Source organism: Porphyromonas vaginalis (assembly GCF_958301595.1).
Taxonomy (GTDB): domain Bacteria; phylum Bacteroidota; class Bacteroidia; order Bacteroidales; family Porphyromonadaceae; genus Porphyromonas; species Porphyromonas vaginalis.
Window position 1 is genome coordinate 910,205 of the sequence record NZ_CATQJU010000001.1, and the last position, 25,011, is coordinate 935,215.

The window sequence follows — 25,011 nt, forward strand, 5'->3', positions numbered from 1 at the left end:
GTGTGCGCTTACTGAACCTTCTTGAAGATGACGCAGGCGTTGTGGCCTCCGAAGCCGAAGGTATTGCTCATGGCTACGTTGACGGTACGCTTTTGCGCCTTGTCAAAGGTGAAGTTGAGCTTGTAGTCTATCTGATCATCTTCGTCGCCTGGCTCATGATTGATGGTCGGTGTGACGACATCTTCCTGGATGGACTTGACGATAGCCATGGTCTCTAGAGCTCCCGTAGCACCGAGGAGGTGCCCTGTCATAGACTTTGAGGAGCTGATGTTGAGATCGTAAGCTTTGTCGCCCCAGACGCTCTGGATTGCTTTGACCTCTGAAGCGTCACCAACGGGTGTCGAGGTACCGTGAACATTGATGTAGTCTACATCCTCGGGCTTCATGCCAGCATCCTCTAGGGCGCGGGTCATCACGAGCTTGGCACCCAGTCCCTCCGGGTGGCTAGCGGTCAAGTGATATGCATCGGCCGATAGACCGAAGCCAGCGAACTCAGCATAGATCTTAGCACCACGAGCGACCGCATGCTCATACTCCTCTAGTATAAGGATAGCAGCACCCTCGCCTAGCACAAAGCCGTCACGACTTGCGCTGAAGGGACGAGAGGCAGTCTCGGGAGAGTCGTTGCGTGTGGAGAGAGCGTGCATGGCGTTGAAGCCACCGATACCAGCGACCGTCACTGCAGCCTCACTACCACCAGCCACCATCATCTTTGCCTTGCCAAGACGTATCATGATAGCGGCATCGATGATCGCATTTGTCGAGGAGGCACAGGCTGAGGCGACACTGTAGTTGGGTCCGTGGAAGCCGTACTCGATCGATACGAGTCCAGCAGCGATGTCGGAGATCATCTTCGGAATGAAGAAGGGGTTGAAGCGAGGCCCTCGCTCGGGATCATACTGCATGATCTCCTCCTGGAAGGTCTCTAGCCCTCCGATACCCGCGCTGATGATGACGCCGACCTCGTTTTTGTCGACATGCTCTAGGTCTACAGCTGAGTCTGCAATCGCCTCTTTTGTTGCCACGAGGGCGAGCTGAGTGTATCGGTCATAGCGACGTACCTCCTTGCGGTCGAAGTGCTCTTCTGGATTAAAACCCTTGACCTCACAGGCGAACTGGGTCTTGAACTTGGAGGCATCAAACTGTGTGATGGGAGCTGCTCCACTCTTACCAGCTAGCAGATTTTGCCAAGTGGTAGGAGCGTCATTGCCAATGGGGGTGATGGCACCTAGGCCAGTCACGACTACTCTGTTAAATTGCATAGGCTATATCAAAGTCAAGCGTCAGGGATATGAGGAATCTGCTGCTACAAGCAACAGGTTCTAGCGGTGTAAACTGAATGTGGGAAAATGCACAAGGGCAAGCCCAGCACCCATGCTGGGAGATCTGAGACTTGCCCTCGGGCTATGTATATACGACAGAGGATATAGGTGGTCGCATTAGCTATGCGATGAGACCTCTGTATCGCATGGTGAGGAGAGCACGGTGTCTACTCCTCGAGGTGCTTATGCTAGCTGCTTCTCGATGTAGTCGATAGCGTCGCCAACGGTCTTGATACCCTCAGCCTCCTCGTCGGGGATGGTCATATCAAACTCCTTCTCGAAGGCCATCATCAGCTCGACTGTGTCGAGTGAGTCAGCACCAAGATCGGTCGTGAAGTTGGCCTCACGAGTTACCTCTGAGAGCTCGACGTTGAGCTTGTCTGCGATTAGGTCTTTGACCTTGCTTTCTACTTCTGCGTTCATTGCTTAATAGGTTATTTGATGAATAATTGATTAGTCATACTAGATCGGTAAAGCATCGGTGCAGACCGCTTGGCTCTGAGGCGTAGCGCATCCGCAGATTTAGCTGTACCTTTGTACAGAAGAGGCGTGAAAGCGTGTAGATGCCACTGCATTTTGCACACATGCGCCCCTTATGTGCAACAAATGTACGAATAAAAATGGAAACCATAGCTATCTTCGCCTCAGGCAATGGAACAAATGCGGAGGCACTTGTCCACTATCTGGCTCATATCGACGACATTTCTGTCGCGCTCATAGCGACCGACAACCCCCACGCTGGAGTTCTCAAGCGTGCTGAGAGACTGGGCATACCGTCCCTCACCTTCCAGCGCAAGGAGATGCGTGAGCCCGCATTTGCTAAGCAACTCCGAGAGCAATATCAGGTGACTGCGATCGTCCTCGCGGGCTTCCTCGGCTTGGTGCCTGAGAGCTTGCTACGCGCTTTCCCGCAGCGCATCCTCAACATTCACCCAGGGCTGCTACCCGACTATGGGGGCAAAGGGATGTATGGCGATCGCGTCCATGAGCGTGTACTAGAGGAGCACTGCGCCATGAGCGGCATCACGATCCACCTCATCGACGAACAGTTTGACCGTGGCTCGACGCTCTGCGAGGTGCGCCTAGCGGTTCACCCTGACGACACGGTCGAGACGCTCGCTGAGCGCATCCATCGTCTGGAGCACGCCTACTACCCAGTGGTCGTCGCCGACTACCTTACACGTCCCGACCTCCCGCCACTCGTCTAGCGCAGTTAAATGAGACTGTTGCAAAAGTCAATAGTCTCTTAATGATAGAGGGGACCCGATCGCACGGTAGCGGTCGAGTCCCCTCTCTATATATCGTGTTTGGAAGCCTAATCCTCTGACGGCTGTTCAAGTGCTCGCTGCGCTTTGAGCTCCTTAAACTTAGCCTGCATCGTCGGGTTCTTGTAGGTGAGCTTGTGAATGGTCAGTTCCTCCGCCTTGTCGTTGGCTAGGCGCAAGTAGTTTTCGCTACCCATAAGAAGCCCTTTGATCTTTTGCAGATGCTCGATAGAGGTATCGATTTCTTTGATCGCCTTCAGAAACTTATCATTTGCTAAGCGTATGTCGCGCCCGAATCTGTTCTTGAAGTCCTTCACTTTCTCCTCAAAGTGTGTGATGTCGATGGACTGCCGCTGCGCCTCGAAGAGCTGCTTGCGTATATCGAGGCTCTTGCGTGAGGCGGAGACGAGGAGCGTGATGAGTGGCACGAAGAACTGGGGACGGATCACATACATCTTCTCGTAGCGGTGTGACTTGTCGACGATACCGCCGTTATAGAGTTCGTTGTCGCCCTCCAGGAGCGACACGAGGACGGCGTACTCGCACCCCTTCTTGCGTCGATCCTCGTCAAGCTTCTTGAGAAAGTCTTCGTTGCGATGCTTCGTGGAGGTCGTGTCAGACTCGTTTTTCATCTCAAACATGATGGAGATGTACTCTAGCTCACCTTCATCGGCATAGTCACGAAAGACAAAGTCTCCCTTGGTGCCACCGACCACGTCGTTGTCCTTCTCAAAGTATGCGTTGGGATAAAAGGGTCTCAGCTTCTGCTCAAACTCCAAGGCGCAGTGCTGCTCGAGTGTCTCACCCAGCATCTTGGTGGACATGCGAGACTTGAGGTCTTTGTAAAAGTCTACCTCTTGCTCTAGCACCTTCTTCTCTAGCTCGTGTTGCTCTTGCAGTTGCTTGACCTCTAGCTGAGCCTCTTTGCTCTGTAGCTCCACCTGAGCCTGCAATGCTGTGATCTCTTGCTCCTTAGCTTGTAGTGCTTTCTGGCTCTCGGCCTGCACCTTCAGGCGCTCATTGTCTCGTAGGCTCTCTTGCTGCGCTAGCTGCGCCTGCAGCTCGATGAGCGTTTGCTCTTTGTTGGCCAGAGCTAGCTTCAGATCCGCTTGGCTCTTCTCGCCCATAGCGTCGAGCTTGCTCTGGAGCTGTACCAGCTCGTTGTCTCGCTTTGAGATCTGCTCCTTGAGCGTCGCCTCAGCCTGTGCCACAGCGAGCTGCTGGGCCTGTCGGCTCTGCTCCTCGACCAGCGCCACGCGCTCAGCGAGCGCCTTGTCAAAAGCCTCGCCACGCACCTGCTCTAGCAGCTGCGCATAACCACGCTCATCGATACTAAACGGCTGATGGCAATTCGGACAAACCAATTCGTGCATAGGGATTAGAGGTTGGATGTTAGAAGTTAGAGATTAGAAGTTAGAGATTAGGGATTAGAAGTTAGAGAGGGATCGGAAGGTATCTGAGCTATCGGAAGTTTCGGAGTGATCCGATCGGCCTCTCTCTACTTGAGACTACGTACATTCCACCCGCTAATGCAATTTCTCAAGAATGATGTTTTTGATGACTTCATTGGGTGTCTTATAGTTTAGGTTTTTACGGGGTCTATTGTTTAGTAGGTTCTGAAAGCGTCTAAGGTCAGCGTCAGTTAAGTCTTCGAAAGTAGAGGCCTTAGGAATAAACTGGCGTAGCAGTTTGTTTAGGTACTCAATATGAGGCTTATCCCAGGATTGATAGGGGTGGGCAAAGTAGACGGGCGTTTTGAGAGACCTCTCTATGGTCTTAAACTTGGCAAACTCACTTCCATTGTCGGTTGTGATCGAGTGTAGCAGTCCCATCTTCTTGTAGTACCTCAGAGCTTTATTCACCTCTCTGGCGAGAGCTTTGGCATCCTTGCCATGCTCCAGAAGTCGTATGATAGTAAAGCCTGTAACACGCTCTACAAGCGTTAAAATTGCTCCTTTCTGCTCTTTGCCTATAATGGTATCCATCTCAAAATCTCCTACTCGTGCCTTCTGGTCAATGCACTCAGGACGAGTCTCTATGGACTTTCGCTTAGGCCAGTCTGTTTTTATTGGTACGGCCAGGCGTCGCTTGCGATAAGCTAGCCCATGCCTTGTGTGTTTGTAAAGCTTGCCTCCAGCTTTCTTGTCTTGATGCAGGAACTTGTAAATGGAGGTCTTACCGACCATCGGCTTGCCCTCCAGCTTTCGCCTTCCAGCAATTTGCTCTGGAGACCATTTATGCTCTACAATGCACTGGACAATATCAGCTTTCATAGCATTCGTCAATTTAGCTCTTGCCTTGTTCTTCCAGTCTTGTCGCTCTTTGGCAAACATCTGAGCCTGAGTAGGGCTATAGTTGCCAGCGGGTGTCAAGTTCCTCTTAATCTCTCTACAGATGGTGCTAGGGTGTACTCCTATGACCTCTGCGATCTTTTTTTGAGGCGTGTTAGTCTTCAGAAGAGCAGCAATTTCGTATCTTTGCGCTTGGGTTAGATGCATACTTGTATATAGCTAAGTTTTTGTTTCCACAGCAAATATACTGCATTAACCTTAAAGGGACGGTGAGCGCATCGTCCCTTTTTTCGTCTCGGCAGCTCGCTACCTGCTCCTCCCGCCCTCCTAGGAGAGGAGGGGGCGTCCGGAGCAGGGCGAGCTCCACTCCAAATTGCATTTTGGAGTGGAAAATACGCTATTGCATAAAGGCGAATCGCTGTGTTGTTTTCGGAATTCGGCTTAGGTCACATACGGATGTGTGCTCCCTTCAGGCCTCACCCTCAGCGCCTTGCGCTTCATCCTTTCTGCAAAGTCCGGATAATCTTGCAAGCAAGATTGTGAGACAGTTGACTTTTGCAACAGTCTCTACTTGCAAATATACACCTTCTCAGTCTAAGGAGATGTGGAAAGCTTGGCTAGTTACGGCTCTAGGCGAACCGTCATAAAACAAGATAAGCGTAGGAGCCATGTAGCTCACTACGCTTATCTGTTCTTACTCTAAACCAATATCTTTGTCTTTCGAAGAGCGGAAGACGGGACTCGAACCCGCGACCCCAACCTTGGCAAGGTTGTGCTCTACCAACTGAGCTACTTCCGCATTTCGGACCTTCCCTCTTATGCCCCTCTTGTATTACTATGAGTATCCCAAAAAAGACGCTACTCAGCCTAACCTCCGAGAGGTGCTAAAGGGTGTCCTGCCGATTTGTGAGTACAAAGGTACGAAAACTTTTTGAATCTGCAATAGCTTCGGGGAAATTATTTTTTGGGATCTCCTCCCGCAGCTAATTTTCCACCTAGGACTTTCGGCTTGCTGCGCTGCTTAGAACTTCGTCGTGTGACGGATGCCAAGGTCAGCGATGAGCTTACGATAGCGCTCGATATCCTTCTTGGCGAGGTAGTCTAGCAGACGACGACGCTTACCTACGAGCATCTTCAGGCTACGTGACGTAGAGAAGTCCTTCTTATTCTCCTTAAGGTGCTCCGTGAGGTGCTGAATACGATAAGTAAAGAGAGCTACTTGGCTCTCGACACTGCCGGTGTCCTGTGCAGAGGCTCCGTACTTTGCGAAGATCTCTTGCTTCTTGGTACTGTCTAGGTACATTTTGTTATGAGGTTATTTGTGAGACATTCATAACATCCTCGCCACCCAAGGCCCCACCTCAATGGGGCGACAATGAGTACGACGATGCATTTCGCCTGCAAAGGTACAAATAATCTTTCACCCCGCAAGCCTGCCCCTCCGCAAAGGGTCACTCGATAACGACGACGAGCGTGGCAAGCGTGGGGCAGTTGTCATAGATAAACTGAGCGTGAGAGCTGGCGTTGCGGACGCACATGTGAGAGCGGGGGGTCGTGCCAAGTGACGGACTGTACTCGACGATCTTACCCTTGGGATTGTTTACGGGCACACCATGTATATAGGCTCCGCAAGTGAAGCGGCTAGCCCACGGTGCAAAGCCGGCGATGCGACTGGAGCCGTCACTGGTGTAAAACATCTTTGACTTCTTCTGCTGTAGGAGGAAGATGCCTAGAGGTGTCTCCTTAGCGTGGGGCGGCTTGTGACGCCCCGTCGTGGCGGGGTTGATACTCCGCACGAGGTAGTGCGCTGGCGACTGACGCTCCAGCACGACGATGTGCTGGTTCTTGCGATCTACTACGACCACGTGCGAGAAGGTGACGTCAGGCTTCAGTAGCTGTATGTAGCGCCGTGGCACATACCACTCCGCCTCGGGAGACTCGACTTTGCCTTGCCAGAACTTGCTACCTAGGGTATCGGTCATCGCTATGAGCGTCCCGTCGCGACCATAAAGCTCGGGCTTGAGGGTGTCTGTGGGTGCGTAGAGTGGCACCGCCTGATAGCGCTCCACACCGAGCGAGTCAGAGACTAGCTTGTAGCTATCGCGAGACCATACTTTCGTGAGGGGAGCTTCGCCGTTTAGGTTCTTATAGTTTTGCAGTACACCCCACCGATGAGGCGCAGCCTGTAGTTGCTCTATGCGGAGGAGCTGCTCTCGTATCTTATCCCACTGTATGGTGCGAGTCTCATCTTTATACTCATAGGAGTCCTCGAGCGTATACTTGTCAAAGGTTAGCTCTCGGTCTATGACGATCTGCTCAGCCGTAAGCTCAGGCTGAGGCTCAGCCACGACAGTGTCTACGGTTGTGATCGTGTCCATAGGTACCTCGGCACTGCTTTCAGTGGAGGGCTGGCAAGCCAGTAGGAGCGTGAGGGCAAGGGGTAGGAAGGTCATAATGTTTTTCATAAGATCTATAAGTTAATGGGAGCTGTCGATCCCTTTGAGCTGGGGCAGGTGCCAGTGATAGTGCGCTGCGAGGATGCGTATCAGGATGACCATACCAGCTGATATGAGCTGTGCGTAGACCGTATCTATAGGTACGAAGCGGAGCATCAGGGTGTAGATGACTCCTCCGGCGATGCAGGCCAAGGCGTAGATGTCTTGGCGACAGATGAGTGGGGTCACGTTGAGGATGATGTCTCGCAACAAACCTCCGAAGGAGCCTGTCACGGTACCCATGATGACAGCCACCCAACTGGGGAAACCCATAGCAAGCGTCTTGTCGACACCCACCACCATAAAGAGTCCTAGTCCGATAGCATCAAAGATAAAGACTGTCGGCGCTGTGCGAATCACGATCTTCCTAAAGATATATACGTAGAGCAACGCAACAAAGGTAATGATCATATAGGAGGGCTGCAGCATCCAGAAGGGGGTCGTGCCGAGAAATAAGTCACGTAGCGTACCTCCGCCCACAGCTGTCGTGACACCCAGCACATAAGCTCCGAACCAGTCCATCTGCTTGGTCGATGCTAGGCGTATGCCAGAGATAGCGAAGGCGAAGGTCCCAATGAAGTCTAGGATCCTCGTCACTGTCTCCTCAGACCATACGAAAGCTGAGAAGTCAAAGCCTAATATCTGATCCAACATCTGTCCGCTAAGTATTTAACCTCTAATGCTTAGCTCTTGAGGATAGGAGCGAGCGCACATTATCTATGAGCAGACGCACCGCTACGGAGTTAAAGCCTCCCTCGGGGATAATCAGGTCAGCGTAGCGTCGTGAGGGCTCGACAAACTGCTGGTGCATTGGCTTGACCGTCGTGAGGTATTGCTCGATGACTGAGTCGACACTGCGTCCCCGCTCCTTGACATCGCGCTGTATGCGTCGTGCTAGGCGCACATCATCGTCCGTCTGTACGTAGATCTTGACATCCATCAGGTCACGTAGCTCCTCATTCTCAAAGATCAAGATGCCGTCGATGATCAGCACACAAGGCGGATCTATGGTGACCGTCTCGGGGATGCGGTTGTGATTGACAAAGGAGTAGACGGGGCGCTCCACGCTGTGCCCCTCGCAAAGCTGGTTTATCTGCTCGCACATCAGCCTCGTATCGAAGGCGTCGGGGTGATCATAGTTGAGCTTAGCACGCTGCTCCAGAGGTAGCTCATCGTGCGCCTTGTAATAGTAGTCGTGACTGAGGACTACGACATCCTCATCAACAAAGGTCTCCTGCAGACGGCGCACTAGGGTGCTCTTGCCCGAGGCAGTGCCGCCCGCTACGCCTATGATAATCGGTTTGTGCTTCATAGCTTCAGCGAAATAGTCTTATGGGTTTACTCTAAATAGGTATTTCCGCGCAGCGCAGCGCTCCATAGTCTCTAGCAGGGCATCGTACGAAGCCCCCGCCAGCGACACTTCTAGTCGAGTCCCTAGGGGGAAAGCCTCTACATCTGCACTTAGCTCGGCAAGTGTCAGCGAAACTGTGTGCGGTGCAGGTAGCGTGACGTGCGAAGCTCTCGCTTTGCGCCGCCCCTGCGCCAAGCGCCGCTGCACGTTGATGGCAGCAAGTACCAGTGGCGTGGTCACGTGCCGGCTCCACCAACTCTCCCCCTGATGCTTGAGGTAGAAGAGGCGCATCGCTCCGTAGAAGTTCTCCTCGTAGCGCACCCTGTCGGCGGCCTGCTCTGACTCGCCCTTGTAGTGTAGTACAGGCGTGGGGAGGTAGTAGTTGTGGTAGCCCGCTCGCTCTATCGTGTAGCAGAGATCTATGTCCTCGCCATACATGAAGTAGCGCTCGTCGAGTCCACCCACCGCTAGGTATAGTGCCCGTCGCATCATTAGGAAGGCACCCGTCAGCACCGGCACCTGCTGCACTTCGTCGGACGAGCGATGCCCCTGGTAGTAGCCATTGAGCCATGCAGAGTGAGGTGCCAAGCGGTAGAGACGTGTGAAGCGACAGAAACTATGCCACAGCGTAGGCACGCCCCGCTTGCTCTCGGGGTGCATCGCTCCAGACTGGTTAATGAGGCGAGGCCCCACGGCACCCGCCTCGGGATGGGTCTGGAGGAAGGTCAAGCAGTAGGCGAGCGTTGACTCCCCGATTAGTGTATCAGGATTGAGCAACAGGAGATAGTCTCCACGCGCCTCGGCAATCGCTTGGTTATTGCCACGGGCAAAGCCTCCATTCGTCGGACTCTCCAGTAGCTTCACCCTAGGCTCTGCGCCCAAGGCTGTGCGGAGACGCTCCATCGAGTCATCGTCCGAAGCATTGTCCAGCACGATCACCTCTACTTCGCCCTCGATCTGACGACAACTAGCCAGCACCGAGCGAACCGCCTCGATGGTCAGTTGTGGCACCTTGTAGTTGACTAGAACGACCGAGAGGAGCATAGGGCTTCCCTTTTTGTGCTAGGCAGAGACCGTGATGAGGTAGTAGTTCTTCTTACCTCGCTGCACGATCAGATACTTGCCTGCGATCAGGTCATCGGTGGTAACCACACATTCTTGGTCAGCAACCTTCTCCTTGTTGAGGCTGATGCCGTTCGAAGCGATCAGCTTGCGCAGCTCGCCCTTGGACTTAAAGATCGGCGCATGCTCTACCAGTAGGTCTAGCAGCTTGACGCCGTCTGCCTGCTCTAGGAGCGTCCGGGCCACATCGTAGTGCGGCACGCCTGCCATCACCTCCTTGAGTAGTTCTTCCGACATCTGACGCAGCTGGTCGTGCGTGTTGTTGCCAAAGAGTATCTGCCCGGCCGACATGCTCTGCTCGTAGTCCTCGCGTCCGTGTACCATGACCGTGAGTTCCTCGGCAAGCGTGTGCTGGAGGAGGCGCTCATGCGGTGCCTGGCGGTGACGCTCTATGAGTGAGTCGATCTCCTCTAGTGGGATGCTGGTAAAGATCTTGACAAAACGCTCGGCGTCCTCGTCCGAGACGTTGAGCCAGAACTGACAGAAGGTGTAGGGCGACGTGTAGCGACGATCTAGCCAGACGTTGCCTTGTTCTGTCTTGCCAAACTTTGTGCCGTCAGCCTTCTTGATCAGTGGGCAGGTCACACCAAAGGCTTCGCCGCCATCGATACGGCGTATCAGCTCCGTACCAGTCGTGATATTGCCCCACTGGTCCGAACCACCCATCTGCACACGGCAGCCGTACTCACGGTAGAGGTGCAGGTAGTCGTAGCCCTGGAGGAGCTGGTAGGAGAACTCGGTGAAGGAGAGTCCCGCCTCAGCATTTGCCTCGAGGCGACGCTTGACGCTGTCCTTCGCCATCATATAGTTCACCGTGATATGCTTACCGATGTCTCGGATGAAGTTGAGGAAGCTGTAGTCCTTCATCCAGTCATAGTTGTTGAGCAGAAGTGCCTTATTGGGAGCGTCAGACTCAAAGTCGAGGAAGTGCCCCAGCTGCCGACCGATGCACTCCTGATTGTGTCGGAGCGTATCCATGTCTAGTAGGTTGCGCTCTTGGGACTTCATCGAGGGGTCGCCGATCATACCGGTAGCTCCACCCAGTAGAGCTATCGGCTTGTGTCCAGCACGCTGCAAGTGCCGGAGCATCATCACGCCGACAAGGTGACCGATATGGAGCGAGTCAGCCGTCGGGTCAAAGCCCACGTAGGCCGTCGTCAGATGCTCTGTGAGTTGCTCTTCGGTGCCTGGCATGATATTATGAATCATCCCACGCGCCTTCAGTTCGCTAATCAGTGAGGAGTGGCTCATAGTTATTCTTTTGTATTACCTAGGTTACAAAGGTACGAATTATTACTAGCTAATAGACGCTTCCTCCCTTGGAGCCGAAAAGTTCCCCTCTTGGAACTAAAAAGTTCCAAGAGGGGAACTGTTTTTGGAACTCGTATGTATAAGTAGTAGAGGACGATACAGGCGATGAGGGGAGCGACTCCTCCTCAGCCACTCTCCCAAACTCTCTAGACGACAACGGGCGGACTCACTACATGGTGAGCCCGCCCGCATTATTGTTGTCGATGTTATATCGCTCGGTCTAGCACTATCGCTTCAGACGACGTGCCATGGGGACAGACGCACTCTTGAAGTTCTCAATAGGACTGAAGCTGAAACCCGTGATGATGGTCCCCTCATCTATCTGAACCATGACGCCCTCCTGCTCGTTGATATAGGTGGGCAGTAGGATGGATCTCGTCTTGTCATAGACAAATCCACGACGCTCCAAGCGATCTATGAGCGATGGAGAGCGGAGTGCCTTGAGATCTGTACAGATAACCATCGCTGCACCATAGAGCGACTCGTCATTGTCACTAGGCCACAAGATAATGGTCGGGAAGTACTTGCTACGTGTCTGTACGGCTGGAAAAGGCATATCAGCGGCAAGCTCCGGCAGAACCGTTGCCGTGTAGTCCTGATCGCCATACTTCTTCATGATATCCTCCATCTTCTCCTTCTCAAAGCCAAAGAGTGGCATCGGGAAGTCTACCTCCTCATAGGGGAGAAGCTGCTCTATATCACTATTGGTATAGTACTGGATACCTGGGCGGAAAGTCTTTTTAGCCTCGGCGGCCTTAGGGATATTCATATCTACGTTGGCAATGAGCTTGATGCTCTTGTCGTAGTAGATGGGGTTGCCCTCCTTGTCCTTGAGGCCTGTAGGCTTGAAGCCCTGAGCCTTCAGGTAAGCGTCAAGCTGCTCAGGCGTGGGGCGATGGAGCGTATCGCAAGAGACTTTGCTCTCCTCGAGGAAGTGGTTCGTCTTTACGTCAAACCAATAGGTGGTCTGTGTGTACACCTCGTGACCCGTCTTGAACTTGTAGACGCCCCTATCAGGCTTGCTCGCCTCGGCATCGAATGTATGTCCCATACGTGCCTCAAAGAGCTGAACCATCTCTAGTGTAGCTCCGTAAGGTAGGAGCGGCATCCAGATGCCAGTAGTCTGATCCTGAAGGGGATCGACACGTAGCCAGTTGGTCTTCTTGTTGTCATTGTTAGTCCACCAGAAGATTGGCTCGGTCTGCTCACCATCCACGAGGATGACTGAAGAGACCTGGCTACCGCGTGGTGCGCTGATGTAGATCTCCTCCGAAGCCTTAGCGGTGCGAAGGTTGCTCTTGACGAAGCCGTTGTTGAGCAGATACTCATCGATGAACTGCTTGGCACTCTCTTGCGAAGCAAACTTTACGCGAGCCACCTGATAGTGGCCAGCCCGATCAAAGTAGTAGACGATCTCTTGTACCACCTTGGTGTCTTGAGGCGTAGCGGTGAGGGTCATCAGCTCGTCTGAGCGCTCGACCTTGTTGCCACGTCCCTCCTCGATCTGAGTTGCCTCATCGAGGGTGATGCCGTAACGCTCTATGGGGAGCATCCACTGCGAGATCCGCTCGGGCTCCTGAGGCGTGTCACCGCCCGTGATGGGGTTATCCCAGCCACAACTAGTGAGGGCGAATAGTCCTGCTACGAGGAGCAGGAGGGTTGATGTGATTCTTTTCATAGGGGAAACGTTTTATAGTTAAACTGCTTAGTGTATATGTGCGCTTAGTACGCATCATCAGCGTAGTGTGTTGATGGCAGCGATGAAGAGTATCTTGCCCGTCTCGGGGTGTACGATAGAGGCAAAGAATGGTCTGTCGAAGGCGATGCTACGAGGCTCAAGCGGGTCACCTACACCAGGCTCCACGACTCCTGTCTTACCCTGAAAAAAGTTGACTCGTAAGTAATATAACTATGAGTACAATGAAACAGACAAAAGACACGAAGTCGAAGCCCACGAAGGGATCAACAAATCGCCCAACCAAGGGACATGCCACAACGGCCGAACGGCTTGAGGCACTCAAGCGCTACTACGTAAATGGCTATTCAATCAAGATTCTAGCGAGCCAGTATCAGGTAACATCATGTACGATTCGCAATTGGATTCGTATCTTTGAGCAAGAAAACCCTGAAGTGGCTAAAGCTATGAACAAAAAGAGAATACCCCCACGATGCACCCCCTCTGAGGAACTCAGCAAGGACGACTATGTCGCTCTGAAAGCACGTATCATGGAGCTCGAAAAAGCTCTTGACCAAGCCTGCTTAGAGCGAGATGTCTTCAAGACCTGCTTGGAGGTGTACAGCATCGATGAGCAAAAAAAAAATGGCCACTAGTTGTGACAGCTGTGAAAGATCAATATGAACATCCAATCAAGCAGGTCTGCAAGGCACTGAACAAGAGTCCACAAGCCTATTACAAGTACCTCAAGTCCGACACGCCCTTGAGAGAATCTGAGCTTGAGTTTATAGTGATAAGCTATATTGTGGAAGCACGTAAAAGCAATCCAGGTATTGGAGGCGTATCGCTTTGGATGCAGTATTGCAGGGAGTGGGGAGCCCGCTATCCCGTTGGCAGAGATAAGTTTGTGAGCTACATACGCAAGCACAAGCTCTACGTCCGCATACCGAGGCGCTACAAAGCTCCCCGCACCACGGACTCCAGCCACGACCAGCCCACCTACCCCAACCTCGTTCGGGACCTTATCCCCGATGGTCCAAATCAGGTGTGGAGCAGCGACATCACCTACATCCCCTTGGAGCGAGGGGACAACAGGGTTGAGTTCTGCTTCTTATCCCTGATTTTGGATAACTATACGAAGGAGATTGTGGGCTATAGTCTAGGGGACAGTCTCGCCTCAGAATACCCCTGCGAGGCACTAAAGCAAGCCCTCAAGCGGCTCCCCAGAAAGGACGCTTCCGATCTCATTCACCACTCCGACAGAGGCACTCAATATGCCAGTCTGCAGTATACTAAGATACTCAAGAAAAGAGGAATACAGATCAGCATGACAGAGTCAGGAGAACCCAAAGAGAACTCCCAGTCAGAGCGGGTGAACAGCACCATTAAGAACGAACTCTTAATGGGCAAAGTGTTCCATAACATCTCTGAAGCGGAAAGTGCAATCAGCAAAGCTATAGAGACTTACAACACTACTCGCCCTCATATGAGCATCGACTATATGACCCCACAAGAAGCTAGGGAATGTACGGGTCCCCTGAAGAAGCGATGGCGCAGCTATCGTGAAGACGCGATTCAGAAAGCTCGAAAAGACAAAGAGTCAAAGGAGCTAGTAACCAGCTAAATAGAACTTATATCAGCAAATAAAGAAGAGACTGGATTTTTCATTTTCAATCGGAACACAAAGAGCGGCAATGCACCTGACACACCAAACGCCCTCCGCTATGCTACAGGCGTTTGGCTTAGTCAGTTGCATTACCAACGGGGTGTTTGTCCGATTTGAAAAAAGAAAAAAAACAAGCCCGGGGTATACCACGAAAAACTACCCCAAATTGCCAGAGTCAACTAAAATCAGTATCTTTGAAAAGTCAAGACAACTCATTCTAGTTTGACGACGAAAACGATGTCAACCGACATCCGTTTTAACAAAAAAAAAGTCAACCATTTTCAGGGAACCACATCCACGTGGGCGTGATTCATTTCTTCCGAAGTTTCATTTGATTCTTCCGAAGTTTCATTTCATTCCTCCGAAGAATTTTTTATTCTCCACGTGGAGATTTTGAAATATCCACGTGGAAATCACTTTTCCCCGACACAATGCCGTTTCGATATGTAGTCAGGTCTAAATTATTGTAGCGAATCGGCGTCGATTTTTCCCAGCTAGGGCTGACGCATCATAATTGCTTTTTCAGAAACTACACATTAGCGACCAGCAAGGAGTAGAGTGGTCGATGAGATCATTATATATAATGCGTCACCCCTGGAAAGGTTGTAGGCTCAACTATCAAATGTATTCATTTGTCCTATCTTTCTTATCTGGGGGGTGTCGGGGAGCTTGTGGGGCATAGGGTCATCTTGAGTCCACTAGAGCTTAGGCGCGATGGACTTTCGTATTTCCTTGGCAATGTCTACCAATGAAATAACGACAAATATCTTGACACCCAATCGTCTAGTCCGACCCTCAAGGGGTCGATCTTCTAGCACGTTCACCTAACCATCGGTCGTTCGGGGCTGTTGCCCCTCCGACCGACGGCTACGAAGCGTCCGACCGCAAGCGGTCGTCTGCTCTCCGTAAAGACGCACGGGACGTATAGCCCGCTGTAGGGCTACAGGCGTAGTCCTAATAAGAGAGAAATAGTTGCTGTTTAGCTCTGAGCGATGTGTCTTTAGCCAAAGCTGTCTGGCAAAAGTTTTTCAGCGGAGGATGAGCCTCATATTTCATCAGACGGCAATAATCAGATATATCCGTTTGTGATCAATTTGTATGTTAAGACGCCAATGATCTCAATAATTATAACAATGAGATTGAGCAACAACGAAGTGAACAACTTCTCCCTGGTAGTCTTGACGTTCAATAGTATTCTTTTGATGATGGCAAGGAGCAACATGGCTAAAGAGGTCACGAATGAAGTTATAACAAACGAGACAGATCCTTTAATGAGAGTGACCTCCAAAGGATTGCTATGATATATTTCCATCAGACCCTCTTTACTAGCCAACGAAAAGTATGATAGAAAGATTATGATTGGGAGTTCAATCGAAGCAAATGCTATGGTCATTGTCCAACTATTATTTCTTAGTGCCGTCTTCATCACAGACCTGAATAGCAATAGTGTTCTAAGCGTTGTCTCTGCTGAACATTAGGAGGGAGCAAAGGCTTTCTCCCCTTAGTTGAGAAAACAATGTGATAATACAGAGCTGTGTAGTTGCCTACATACATGACTTATTGATTTATTTGTCAGGGCGAGCGAAGAGTGCTTTGTAGAGCGTCGAGAGGATTTTGTCGGCTTGGTAGACGGTGGTGACGTTATGCCACTTGACGCTGCGGTGACCCTCACGGGTCTCGCGCACTTCGCACGCTTTGCCGTAGCTAGCCACGCTCTTGAGGAGTATGTCGAAGGCTTTGCTCTGATAGTATGCCGAGCCACTGGGCGGTAGGAAGAGGATCATCTGCTCACGACGTAGCGATACCTTGACGATGCCAAGGTGGCTGGCCATCCGTCGCAGACGGGGTACCATGAGAAGCCCCTTGGTCTGCGGTGGTAGTGCGCCAAAGCGGTCTCGTAGGCGATCGGCGAAGTCTTTTAGTTCGCGGTCGCTCTCCAGCTCGTCTAGTTCACGGTAGAGCAAGATGCGCTCGCTGTCTTGCGGTATGTATTCGTGGGGTAGGGAGAGGTCGAGGTCGGTATCGATCGTGGTGTCGGTGAGCGCATTGCCCAGCTCGGCCTGTTGCTCCGTCTGAGCGGCAAAGAGCGCAGCAAAGTCCTCCTGCTTGACCTCTCGCACCGCTTCCTCAAAGACTTTGCGGTAAGTCTCGAAGCCTAGATCCGCAATGAAGCCACTTTGCTCGGTGCCTAATATGTTGCCGGCACCTCGTATGTCTAGATCCTGCAGAGCGATGCGCATACCGCTGCCGAGATCGGAGAAGCTCTCGATAGCCTTGACACGCCGTGAGGCAGCCTCTGTGAGGGTGCCTAGCGGAGGGGTGATCAGATAGCAGTATGCCCGCTGGCTACCACGCCCCACACGTCCGCGGAGCTGGTGCAGGTCGCTCAGTCCGTAGCGGTGAGCGGAGTTGATGATGATCGTATTGACATTGGGCATGTCGATGCCATTCTCGATGATCGTCGTGGCTAGAAGTAGGTCGTACTTGCGCTCGGCAAAGTCTAGGAGTATCTGCTCCGTCTCGCTTGGGGTCAAGCGCCCGTGGGCAATCGCTATGCGGATGCCGGGGACGCACTCCTGGATCTGTCCCGCCACGCCGTGGATCGACTCAATGCGGTTGTGAACGAAGAAGACCTGTCCGTGGCGTGCTAGCTCGTACCCGATAGCGTCGGCGATGGTCTCTTGCGACCAGCGAATGAGTCGTGTCGTGACCGGCTGACGATTGCGCGGAGGCGTATTGATGTTGGAGAGGTCACGAGCACCCATCAGGGAGAACTGCAGGGTGCGGGGTATCGGTGTCGCCGAGAGCGTGAGCGTATCCACGTTGACCTGAAGCTTGCGGAGCTGCTCCTTAGCCTTGACGCCAAACTTCTGCTCCTCGTCTATGATGAGCAGTCCGAGAGACTTGAAGGTGACTCCTTTGCCCAGTAGCCGGTGCGTACCTATTAATATGTCTACTCGTCCCTCCGCTAGATCTGCTAGGATAGCCTTCGACTGCTTGTCGCTCTTAGCCCTTGATAGGTACTCGATACGGCAGGGCAACCCCTCGAGTCGCTGGCTAAAGGTCTGGTAGTGCTGATAAGCTAGGATCGTCGTCGGCACCAAGACTGCCACCTGCTTGCTGTCGGCGACCGCCTTGAAGGCTGCTCGTATCGCCACCTCTGTCTTGCCAAAGCCCACGTCACCGCAGACCAATCGATCCATCGGACGGTTACTCTCCATGTCCGCCTTGATCTGCTCGATCGCTTTCAGTTGGTCGGGCGTCTCTTCATAGGCAAAGGAAGCCTCCATCTCGTGCTGCAGGTAGCTATCGGGCGAAAAGGCAAAGCCCGGCTGCTCTTTGCGCGCTGCATAGAGCGCAATGAGGTCACGAGCGATCGACTTGATCTTGGTCTTCGCACGCTCCTTGAGCTTTGTCCAGGCTCCCGTACCTAGTTTGCTGAGCTGTGGCGAGCCCTCCTCTTGCGCCTGGTACTTCGAGAGCTTGTGCAGGCTGTGGATGCTCACGAGGAGTACATCTTTGTTTTGGTAAACCAGCTTGACCACCTCACGTGGCTTGCCGTCTACCTCCGTGGTGAGGAGCCCGTCAAACTGCCCCACGCCGTGGTCGCTGTGGACGATGTAGTCGCCAGGCGAGATGGCGTGTAGCTCCTTGAGCGAGATGGCCGCATCGGCATTGCGTATGCGGTCGCTCTTGAGCTGGTAGTGGTGGTAGCGGTCGAAGACCTGATGATCGGTCAGGAGTAAGACGTCCAAGTCCTTGTCCTCAAAGCCCTCGTGGACGACTAGTGGCACCCACTCGGGGAGTAGCTCCTCGGCCTCGCGCTCGATGAGTATCTCCTTGAGACGCTGCGCCTGTGCCGACGACTCGGAGAGGAAGAAGCTCTTGAAGAAGCCCCGCTTGCGCACTTGCAGCTCCTCGACCAATAGGTCAAAGTGTCGATGGATCAGTAGCTGTGGCTTGGTTGTAAAGGTGATCCGTCGGTCAACGATCGACAGCCCCTTCGTCGGAGTAGCTAGGATCTTCGTGCGCTGCTTTACCTCAGCCGTGAGTTTGTCAGGTGGGAGTAGTAGAGCTCGCATTTCCTCCTGCGTGGCAAAAGCACCCTCGTACTCCACTGCCAGCTCCGCATCGTAGAGTGCTCTCCACTGCTCAGAGAGCGACTCGTAGCGACTGATCCAGAGTTGGTAGTCAGGAGAAAGGAGCGACAAGAGCGAGGTCTCTCCGCCAGTGGCATCGCCTTTGACCTGTAGTGCGGGTGCTATCTCGGCACGCTCGCACTGATCTACAGAGAGCTGGCTCTCGATGTCAAAGCGGCGTATGCTATCGATCTCATCGTCAAAGAAGTCGATGCGATACGGATAGGTGCTGCCATAGGAAAAGATGTCCACGAGACTACCACGGTAGACCACTTGTCCAGGGCTGTAGACGTAGTCTACCTCTTCGAAGCCCTCCTCGAGTAGTCGCTCTCGTAGCGTGTCACGGCTGATGACATCGCCCACGCTGAGTGTGAAGCAGCTCTGTGACACCTCCTGCTGGGAGGGTATCGCCTCGGCAAGAGCTTCGGGGTAAGAGACGATCAGCGGTGTATCGCCCGCAGCAAGGCAGGCGAGCAATTCGGCACGCAGCACCTCCTGCGCCGGCTCTCGCTGACCATATTTAATATGTCTATTGAAGGCTGAGGGGTAGTAGTAAGCTTTGACCCCTAGAGCCTCTAAGTCGCCCAGCATATAGCCCGCACTGTCGGCATCCTCGGCGATCACCAGATAAGGGTGCTCACGCGCCAAGGTGGCGAGGATAAAGGCGGGTGCCGAAGCGGTCACCCCCTCGAGCTCTACACAATGATCCTGCTGTAGGGCTTGACGAAGCTCTACGATGCGCGGATGATCGTGCCAGAGATCGAGGAGGGACATAAGGAGAGATTACTTCTGGCGTAGCTGGCGGGCCAGGATTGTATTGCGCATCAGCGTGATGATGGTCATAGGACCTACACCGCCTGGCACAGGCGTGATGTAAGAGCAGAGCGGAGCTACCTCGTCAAAGTCGACGTCGCCCACGATGCGAGAGCCGCTCTTCTTCGTTGCGTCGGGAACACGTGTGATGCCCACATCGATGACGATGGCGCCCTCCTTGACCATCTCCTTCTTGACAAAGAGCGGGATGCCGATCGCAGCGACCACGATGTCAGCCTGACGGCAGATGGAGGCAATGTCCTTCGTGCGGCTGTGGCAGATCGTTACGGTCGCATTACCCTGCGCACCCTTCTGGAGGAAGAGCTGCGCGATTGGTTTGCCTACGATGTTGCTTCGTCCGAGGACTACCACATGTTTGCCCTCTGTGCTGATGTTGTAGTGCTTGAGTAGCTCGATGACCCCCTTAGGCGTGGCTGGCACGAGGCATGGCTCGCCAAGGCTGAGGAGTCCCACGTTGATCGGGTGGAAACCATCCACATCCTTGCGGTAGTCTACTGCGTGAATGACCGCCTGCTCGTCAATATGCTTCGGCAGTGGTAGCTGGACGATAAAGCCATCCACCTCGGGATCTTTGTTGAGTTGCTCGATCTCAGCGATCAGCTCCTCCTGCGTGATCGACTCGTCAAAGCGCTTCGTCAGCGAGATGAAGCCGACCTCCTCGCAAGCCTTGATCTTGCTCGCTATGTAGGTCTCGCTGGCACCGTCATGCCCCACGATGATAGCACCTAGACAGGGCGGACGCTGCCCCGCAGCGACCATCTGCTGTACCTCCTTGGCAATCTCCTTCTTGATCTCGGTCGCAGTGGTCTTGCCATCTAGGCGAATGAATGATTCTTGTGTCATAGAGTGGTATTTGTATAGATGAATTTGTTGTTCTGCTTCTGATAGCGAGGTGGGCAAAGCTATCGCTGTGATGTCCCCCTCTGCAAAGTTGCCGTACAAAGATACCGAAATCTAGGGGATTAACTCAGCCGTAGTCTACCCGCCAATAGTTTCCTACGGAAGAAACTGGAGTGCCAACAGGGGGGGACTAGAGTTCCACCCTATTGGCACCAATGTCTCAGGCGTATTGGAGGGTATGAAGGTTGGGAGCCACGAAGGAGAGCGGCTCGCTAGCGACGCTGGGGGTAGATGTAGGGTCGGCCGGAGGCGGGGGCGGGCTGCACGAGGACGGTGGTGTGGTAGGCCGTCTGGAGGTGCGCCGCGGTAAGGACCGTCTGGGGCGTGCCGTGCGCTAGCAGGCCATCGGAACCAAAGAGGATGAGCTCCTCGCAGTATTCGGAGGCTATGTTGATGTCGTGGAGGATCATCAGGATCGTCAGCCCCTCCGCGTGAAGGGTCTCGAGGAGCTGCATGATCTCGCTCGTGTAGCCGATGTCTAGGTGCGAGATCGGCTCGTCGAGGAGGAGGAGCTGTGGCTCCTGCGTGAGTGCTTGTGCTATGGCGACCATCTGCTGTTCGCCACCGCTCAGTTCGTCGAGTCGCTTGTCGGCTAGCCGGGTGATGCCAGTGCGCTCGATGTAGTGGGTGCAGCGTGCGTGATCCTCCTCGCTGTAACCGATCTGAAAGCGCTTGAAGTAGGGCAGTCGTCCCATGAGGACGTAGTCGTAGACCCTGAGTGGCTGAGGCGTGATCTGCTGATTGACCATCGAGACGAGGCGAGCACGCTCACGGAGGGTGTAGTGGGCGAGGGGTTTGTCGAGCAAACTTATCTTTCCAGAGAGTGGGAGAAGGACGCCCGTAAGGGTTTTGAAGCAGGTGCTTTTGCCCGCTCCATTAGGCCCGATGATGGCGGTCAGGGAGCCACGAGCTATGGCGAGGTCGAGGGGGCCGATGACCGCTTTGCGACCATAGCCACAGATGAGTTGCTCGGCACGTAAGATCGTCTGACTGGTCATATCTGGTGCGAGCGTCTGGTGCGGTGAATGAGGTAGAGGAAGGCGACGCCACCGATCAAGCCAGTGATGACGCCTATCGGCAGCTCGATGGGCGAAAGGATGGTGCGTGCCAACATATCGCAAAGAATGAGAAAGATGCCGCCATTGATGAAGCTCCCGATGAGGAGGACTCGGTAGTCATTGCCTAAAAGGATGCGTGTCGCCTGCGGGATGACTAGCCCGACGAAGCCGATGACGCCAGCGACGGCGACGCAGGCACTAGTCAGCAGCGAACTGAGTACGAAGAGCCACAACACGACCCGTCGGGTGTCGATGCCGAGCTGCTGCGCTTTGAGTTCGCCTAGACGAAGCGCATTGAGCGACTGCACGAAGAGGTAGCTGACCCCTAGGAGGAGCAAAGTGAAGAGGAGCATGCCCCAGACGATGAGCGGTTTACTCTCTTGTAGCGACCCCATCGTCCAGAAGATGATGCGGGAGAGTTGCTCGGCACGAGCTACCGAGAGGAGGAGCATGACGCCTGACGAAGCCATAAAGCTGACCATCACACCGACGAGGAGCATGCGCTGCACGCTTAGCCCGTGACGCTGGTAGCTATTGGCATAGACCAGTAAGATGGTGACCAAGGCCCCGATGAAGCCAAAGGCGGGGAGCGTCAAGAAGGCGGAGGACAAGCCTAAGACGATGGCGAGCGTTACTCCGAGCGAAGCACCGCCCGAGATGCCGAGGGTGTACGGCTCGACGAGTGGGTTGCGAAAAAGCCCCTGCAGGATAGCTCCACAGAGGCTTAGCCCGCCACCGATGGAGATGGCGTTGATGATGCGTGGCAGACGTAGCTGCATTAGGATCGTGTACTCGACCGAGGTGGGGTCGGAGAGTATCTCCGAGAGCTGCCAGAGAGAGATGGGATGCGCCCCGACATGTAGCGACAGGATGGCGACAAAGAGGAGCAGCAGCACCATCAGTGGAAGCGTCCAATAAGACTTCGCAAGAGTCTGTCGGTGAGGCATGGGGAAAAGAACTTTTGCTAGATGAGGGGAACTCTAGGCGGGCGGAGGGGCTAGGTCCTTTTACTCACTAAGGTAGTCAGTCATCAGCTGCAGTGCCTCGACAAAGTGCTGTGGCGTGGGCTGGCTGACGACTTCTCCTGGGAGCGGGCAGTAGTTGCCTTGCTGCACAGCTGTGACCGAGCGCAGCTTGTGCCACGACTCTTCTGATCCGCTCTCGCTACCATGATTGGTGATCAGGAAGAGCACCTCGGGGTCTTGCTCTACGACATACTCCAGATTGAGCTGACCATTGCCCGCCATGGTGACAATGTTTGTACAGCCGCTGAAGGTGATCAGATCGTTCATGTAAGTCGATGTGGAGGCACCAAAGAGCGGGTCAAAAGCTATCTGCATGAAGGCGCGCGGATGCCAAGGACGTACCGCATTGAGCTCCTTGAGCCAGTCGACGCGTTGGTTGATCTCTGCGAGCTGAGCCTCGGCACGGTCGCTCGCGCCGACTAGCGTGGCAATCTGGCGGTACTGCGCCTGTATGGCGTCGTAGCTGGCGGGGTTGGTGAACTGAACGACCTCGATGCCAGCGTTCTCTAGGGCGGAGATGGTCTGTGGAGCGGTGAAGTCTGAGGCGAAGACGAGGGTCGGACGCTGTGCGATGAGTAGCTCTAGATTGGTCTGTATGGCAGAGCCTACGATGGGGACGCTGTCGGCAATCGCTTTGGTGCAGTAAGAGGTGCAGCCGACGAGGAGCGAGTCACACGCGAGGTCGTAGATCTGATTGGTTACAGAGGGTACGAGCGAGACGATGCGTGGTGCTGGTGTCTCCTCTTCTTGCTGACTTGCTTTGTGGCAACCAACTAGGAGGGGGAGCAGGAGCAGGAGCGATAGCAGGCTCAGGAGCGGTCTGCGGGACGAAGAAGTTAGAGCGGTCATAGTACGTTAGGAGTGAATGGTAAAGGTGTCGCTGTCGCGCCATACGGGGAATTTTTGCCGAAAGGCTTCCAGAGGCTCTCGCTCTAGTGTGGCGCTGAGCTGTTGGTCTGCGTATGGCTCCACCTCGCAGATCGGCTGCCCGAGGTAGTCGTAGGCTAAGCTTTCGCCTGAATAGTCGGTGCCAAAGGGGTCAGAGCCGATGCGGTTGACACCGATGACGTAGGCGACATTCTCGATGGCACGAGCTTGTAGGAGTGCGCGCCAAGCGGTGATGCGGGGACGAGGCCAGTTGGCGACGACGAGTAGGAGGTCGTAGTCGAGCGATCCGTCCGTGTGGGTGCGGTTGCGGCACCAGACGGGGAAGCGCAGGTCGTAGCAGGTGATCAGTCGTATGCGCCAGCCACGATAGGTGACGATGTCGTAGCCGTCGCCTGGCGTGAGTCGGCGATCTTCGCCAGCCATGGAGAAGAGGTGCCGCTTGTCCTGCGCATAGATCGATCCGTCAGGGAGCATGATGTAGGCGCGGTTGTAGTAGTGTGTCGGTTGCGTCTCATCGTCCCATACGAAGGCTGAGGAGGCGATCGCTATCTGATGCTCCTGCGCCAAGGCTCGAAGACGCTCCAGCTCAGCCCCTTGCCAGGGACGAGCTGACTGAGCCACCTTGAGGTTGAAGCCCGTGAGCATCACCTCGGGGAAGACGACGAGGTGCGCCCCCCCTTCGGCAACTGTGCGTATGTCCTCTGCCATGAGGCGAAGGTTTGCTTCGGGATCTGTCCAGACGATGGGACGCTGTGCGAGGAAGATCTGTAAAGCTTCGTGCTCCATGTCGAGGACTCCTTATGACTCCGCAAAGAGGTGAGGCTTCTTTGCTTGGTCGGCGTGGTACTTACTCCTTATATATAGTATGTCCTTGTCGAGGTCGCCCGTCGGGACAAACTGCTCGAAGATGCCCAGCACCTTACGCTTATAGTCGATGACGGCCAGCTGTATGGGTACGCCAGCCTCCTCAGCGATATGGTAGAAGCCAGTCTTCCACCTATCTCGAGCTTTACGCGAACCCTCAGGTGTGATTGCCACCGCAAAGTCGTCCTTAGCTCGAAAGCGATCTACGACCTGCCCGACTGTATTTCCCTTGCGACTACGATCTATCGGGATGCCTCCCATTGCCTTAAAGATCCAGCCGAGTGGCGGGACAAAGAGCTCTTTTTTCATCAAGAAGTGCGCTCCCTGTCCCACCGCTTTGTAGTATAGCTTGCCCCATATAAAGTCCATATTGCTCGTGTGGGGAGCTACACAGATGACGCTCTGGCGTGGATAGGTGGCTGGCTCGAGGAGCTGCCAACCACACCAGCGCAGTATGAGCCGTGCTAGCTTCATGCGACAGACTAAGCCTCGGGAACTAGAAGCTCATCGCAGAGCTTGTTAACCTCACCCTCGATCTCGTTGACGAAGTGTGTGTACTCCTCACGGAGCTTGTGGTAGTAGTTGCGGACGAGCTTAGGCTCACCCTTGCCGTCTGTGTGCGAAATGCGAGCGACGAAGTCTCTCTCAGCATCGATCACCTTCATAATGAGCTGCTCGATGGCGTACTCACGCTCCTCGGGAGCTACGGAGTAGAGGATAGATAGGTCAAAGAGCATCTCCTCAACCTCTGTGTGTATTGCTTGCTTTAGTTTTCTACGACTTGCCATAGTTAAATTGGTTATTT

Annotated in this window: 23 protein-coding genes, 1 tRNA gene and 1 pseudogene; 3 read left to right on the forward strand and 22 right to left on the reverse strand. The window is 53.8% G+C overall.

Translation table 11 applies throughout. The features are described from left to right. Positions 1-8 precede the first annotated feature (8 nt). Both fabF and Q2J34_RS03655 read right to left on the reverse strand, forming a co-directional pair. Complete coding sequence (gene fabF, locus Q2J34_RS03650; protein WP_298886599.1) at positions 9-1,262, reverse strand: beta-ketoacyl-ACP synthase II; 1,254 nt, start codon at positions 1,260-1,262, stop codon at positions 9-11. Positions 1,263-1,505: 243 nt separating this feature from the next. Continuing rightward, positions 1,506-1,745: an acyl carrier protein gene (locus Q2J34_RS03655; protein ID WP_004331282.1), complete on the reverse strand. Its 240-nt coding sequence runs from the start codon at positions 1,743-1,745 to the stop codon at positions 1,506-1,508. Between the two features lie 197 nt (positions 1,746-1,942). On the opposite strand from Q2J34_RS03655, the gene purN reads away from it, so the two are divergent. Beyond that, a complete protein-coding gene (gene purN, locus Q2J34_RS03660; RefSeq protein WP_300969299.1) occupies positions 1,943-2,530 on the forward strand; it encodes a phosphoribosylglycinamide formyltransferase in 588 nt (195 codons plus the stop codon). Positions 2,531-2,637: 107 nt separating this feature from the next. Here purN and Q2J34_RS03665 read toward each other — a convergent pair whose 3' ends face one another. The 11 genes from Q2J34_RS03665 to Q2J34_RS03715 all read right to left on the reverse strand — a co-directional run bounded on the left by Q2J34_RS03665 (position 2,638) and on the right by Q2J34_RS03715 (position 13,021). Next, the gene (locus Q2J34_RS03665) at positions 2,638-3,960 is read right to left on the reverse strand and encodes a DUF2130 domain-containing protein (RefSeq protein ID WP_300969300.1); all 1,323 of its coding nucleotides are present in this window, start codon (positions 3,958-3,960) and stop codon (positions 2,638-2,640) included. A gap of 153 nt (positions 3,961-4,113) precedes the next feature. Continuing rightward, on the reverse strand, positions 4,114-5,085 hold the full coding sequence (locus Q2J34_RS03670; protein ID WP_300969182.1) for an IS30 family transposase: 972 nt from the start codon (positions 5,083-5,085) through the stop codon (positions 4,114-4,116). A 519-nt stretch (positions 5,086-5,604) separates the two neighbouring features. Then, positions 5,605-5,677 (reverse strand) — tRNA-Gly (locus tag Q2J34_RS03675). Positions 5,678-5,899: 222 nt separating this feature from the next. Beyond that, the gene (rpsO, locus tag Q2J34_RS03680; protein WP_293964974.1) at positions 5,900-6,181 is read right to left on the reverse strand and encodes a 30S ribosomal protein S15; all 282 of its coding nucleotides are present in this window, start codon (positions 6,179-6,181) and stop codon (positions 5,900-5,902) included. Positions 6,182-6,329: 148 nt separating this feature from the next. Next, positions 6,330-7,343, reverse strand: a complete 1,014-nt coding sequence (locus tag Q2J34_RS03685) for a L,D-transpeptidase (protein ID WP_306424745.1) — start codon at positions 7,341-7,343, stop codon at positions 6,330-6,332. A 12-nt stretch (positions 7,344-7,355) separates the two neighbouring features. Beyond that, positions 7,356-8,027, reverse strand: a complete 672-nt coding sequence (locus Q2J34_RS03690) for a trimeric intracellular cation channel family protein (protein ID WP_300969302.1) — start codon at positions 8,025-8,027, stop codon at positions 7,356-7,358. A gap of 22 nt (positions 8,028-8,049) precedes the next feature. Next, positions 8,050-8,685: a uridine kinase gene (udk, locus tag Q2J34_RS03695; protein ID WP_298886583.1), complete on the reverse strand. Its 636-nt coding sequence runs from the start codon at positions 8,683-8,685 to the stop codon at positions 8,050-8,052. Between the two features lie 18 nt (positions 8,686-8,703). After that, on the reverse strand, positions 8,704-9,768 hold the full coding sequence (locus Q2J34_RS03700) for a glycosyltransferase family 2 protein (protein WP_300969303.1): 1,065 nt from the start codon (positions 9,766-9,768) through the stop codon (positions 8,704-8,706). An 18-nt stretch (positions 9,769-9,786) separates the two neighbouring features. Beyond that, positions 9,787-11,097, reverse strand: coding sequence for a tyrosine--tRNA ligase (tyrS, locus tag Q2J34_RS03705; RefSeq protein ID WP_300969304.1), 1,311 nt, complete (start codon positions 11,095-11,097; stop codon positions 9,787-9,789). Positions 11,098-11,383: 286 nt separating this feature from the next. Further along, entirely contained in the window at positions 11,384-12,835 is a 1,452-nt protein-coding gene (locus tag Q2J34_RS03710; protein ID WP_300969305.1) for a hypothetical protein, read from the reverse strand. 57 nt (positions 12,836-12,892) lie between these two features. Continuing rightward, positions 12,893-13,021 carry a hypothetical protein gene (locus Q2J34_RS03715; RefSeq protein ID WP_300969306.1) on the reverse strand — a complete coding sequence of 43 codons (129 nt, stop codon included), beginning with the start codon at positions 13,019-13,021 and terminating at the stop codon, positions 12,893-12,895. 47 nt (positions 13,022-13,068) lie between these two features. Between Q2J34_RS03715 and Q2J34_RS03720 the strand changes: the two genes are divergently transcribed. After that, entirely contained in the window at positions 13,069-13,488 is a 420-nt protein-coding gene (locus tag Q2J34_RS03720; protein ID WP_300969307.1) for a helix-turn-helix domain-containing protein, read from the forward strand. An 11-nt stretch (positions 13,489-13,499) separates the two neighbouring features. After that, on the forward strand, positions 13,500-14,456 hold the full coding sequence (locus Q2J34_RS03725) for an IS3 family transposase (RefSeq protein ID WP_300969308.1): 957 nt from the start codon (positions 13,500-13,502) through the stop codon (positions 14,454-14,456). Between the two features lie 1,503 nt (positions 14,457-15,959). Here the strand turns inward: Q2J34_RS03725 and Q2J34_RS09925 are convergent. The 9 genes and pseudogenes from Q2J34_RS09925 to Q2J34_RS03765 form a co-directional block, all read right to left on the reverse strand. Next, positions 15,960-16,052 (reverse strand): annotated as a pseudogene (locus Q2J34_RS09925) (IS200/IS605 family transposase); the annotation flags it as partial. A gap of 11 nt (positions 16,053-16,063) precedes the next feature. Further along, positions 16,064-19,411 carry a transcription-repair coupling factor gene (gene mfd / locus Q2J34_RS03730; RefSeq protein ID WP_300969309.1) on the reverse strand — a complete coding sequence of 1,116 codons (3,348 nt, stop codon included), beginning with the start codon at positions 19,409-19,411 and terminating at the stop codon, positions 16,064-16,066. Between the two features lie 9 nt (positions 19,412-19,420). Further along, the gene (gene folD, locus Q2J34_RS03735) at positions 19,421-20,314 is read right to left on the reverse strand and encodes a bifunctional methylenetetrahydrofolate dehydrogenase/methenyltetrahydrofolate cyclohydrolase FolD (RefSeq protein WP_298886566.1); all 894 of its coding nucleotides are present in this window, start codon (positions 20,312-20,314) and stop codon (positions 19,421-19,423) included. Between the two features lie 269 nt (positions 20,315-20,583). After that, positions 20,584-21,369 carry an ABC transporter ATP-binding protein gene (locus tag Q2J34_RS03740; RefSeq protein ID WP_298886563.1) on the reverse strand — a complete coding sequence of 262 codons (786 nt, stop codon included), beginning with the start codon at positions 21,367-21,369 and terminating at the stop codon, positions 20,584-20,586. Continuing rightward, the gene (locus tag Q2J34_RS03745; RefSeq protein ID WP_300969310.1) at positions 21,366-22,376 is read right to left on the reverse strand and encodes a FecCD family ABC transporter permease; all 1,011 of its coding nucleotides are present in this window, start codon (positions 22,374-22,376) and stop codon (positions 21,366-21,368) included. The genes Q2J34_RS03740 and Q2J34_RS03745 overlap by 4 nt, the downstream gene beginning before the upstream one ends. A gap of 60 nt (positions 22,377-22,436) precedes the next feature. Then, positions 22,437-23,303 carry an ABC transporter substrate-binding protein gene (locus Q2J34_RS03750; RefSeq protein ID WP_300969311.1) on the reverse strand — a complete coding sequence of 289 codons (867 nt, stop codon included), beginning with the start codon at positions 23,301-23,303 and terminating at the stop codon, positions 22,437-22,439. 6 nt (positions 23,304-23,309) lie between these two features. Next, positions 23,310-24,128, reverse strand: coding sequence for a nitrilase-related carbon-nitrogen hydrolase (locus tag Q2J34_RS03755; RefSeq protein ID WP_300969312.1), 819 nt, complete (start codon positions 24,126-24,128; stop codon positions 23,310-23,312). A 12-nt stretch (positions 24,129-24,140) separates the two neighbouring features. Further along, positions 24,141-24,680, reverse strand: coding sequence for a lysophospholipid acyltransferase family protein (locus tag Q2J34_RS03760; RefSeq protein ID WP_300969313.1), 540 nt, complete (start codon positions 24,678-24,680; stop codon positions 24,141-24,143). Between the two features lie 8 nt (positions 24,681-24,688). Continuing rightward, entirely contained in the window at positions 24,689-24,994 is a 306-nt protein-coding gene (locus Q2J34_RS03765) for a poly(ADP-ribose) polymerase family protein (protein ID WP_300969314.1), read from the reverse strand. Positions 24,995-25,011: the final 17 nt, after the last annotated feature.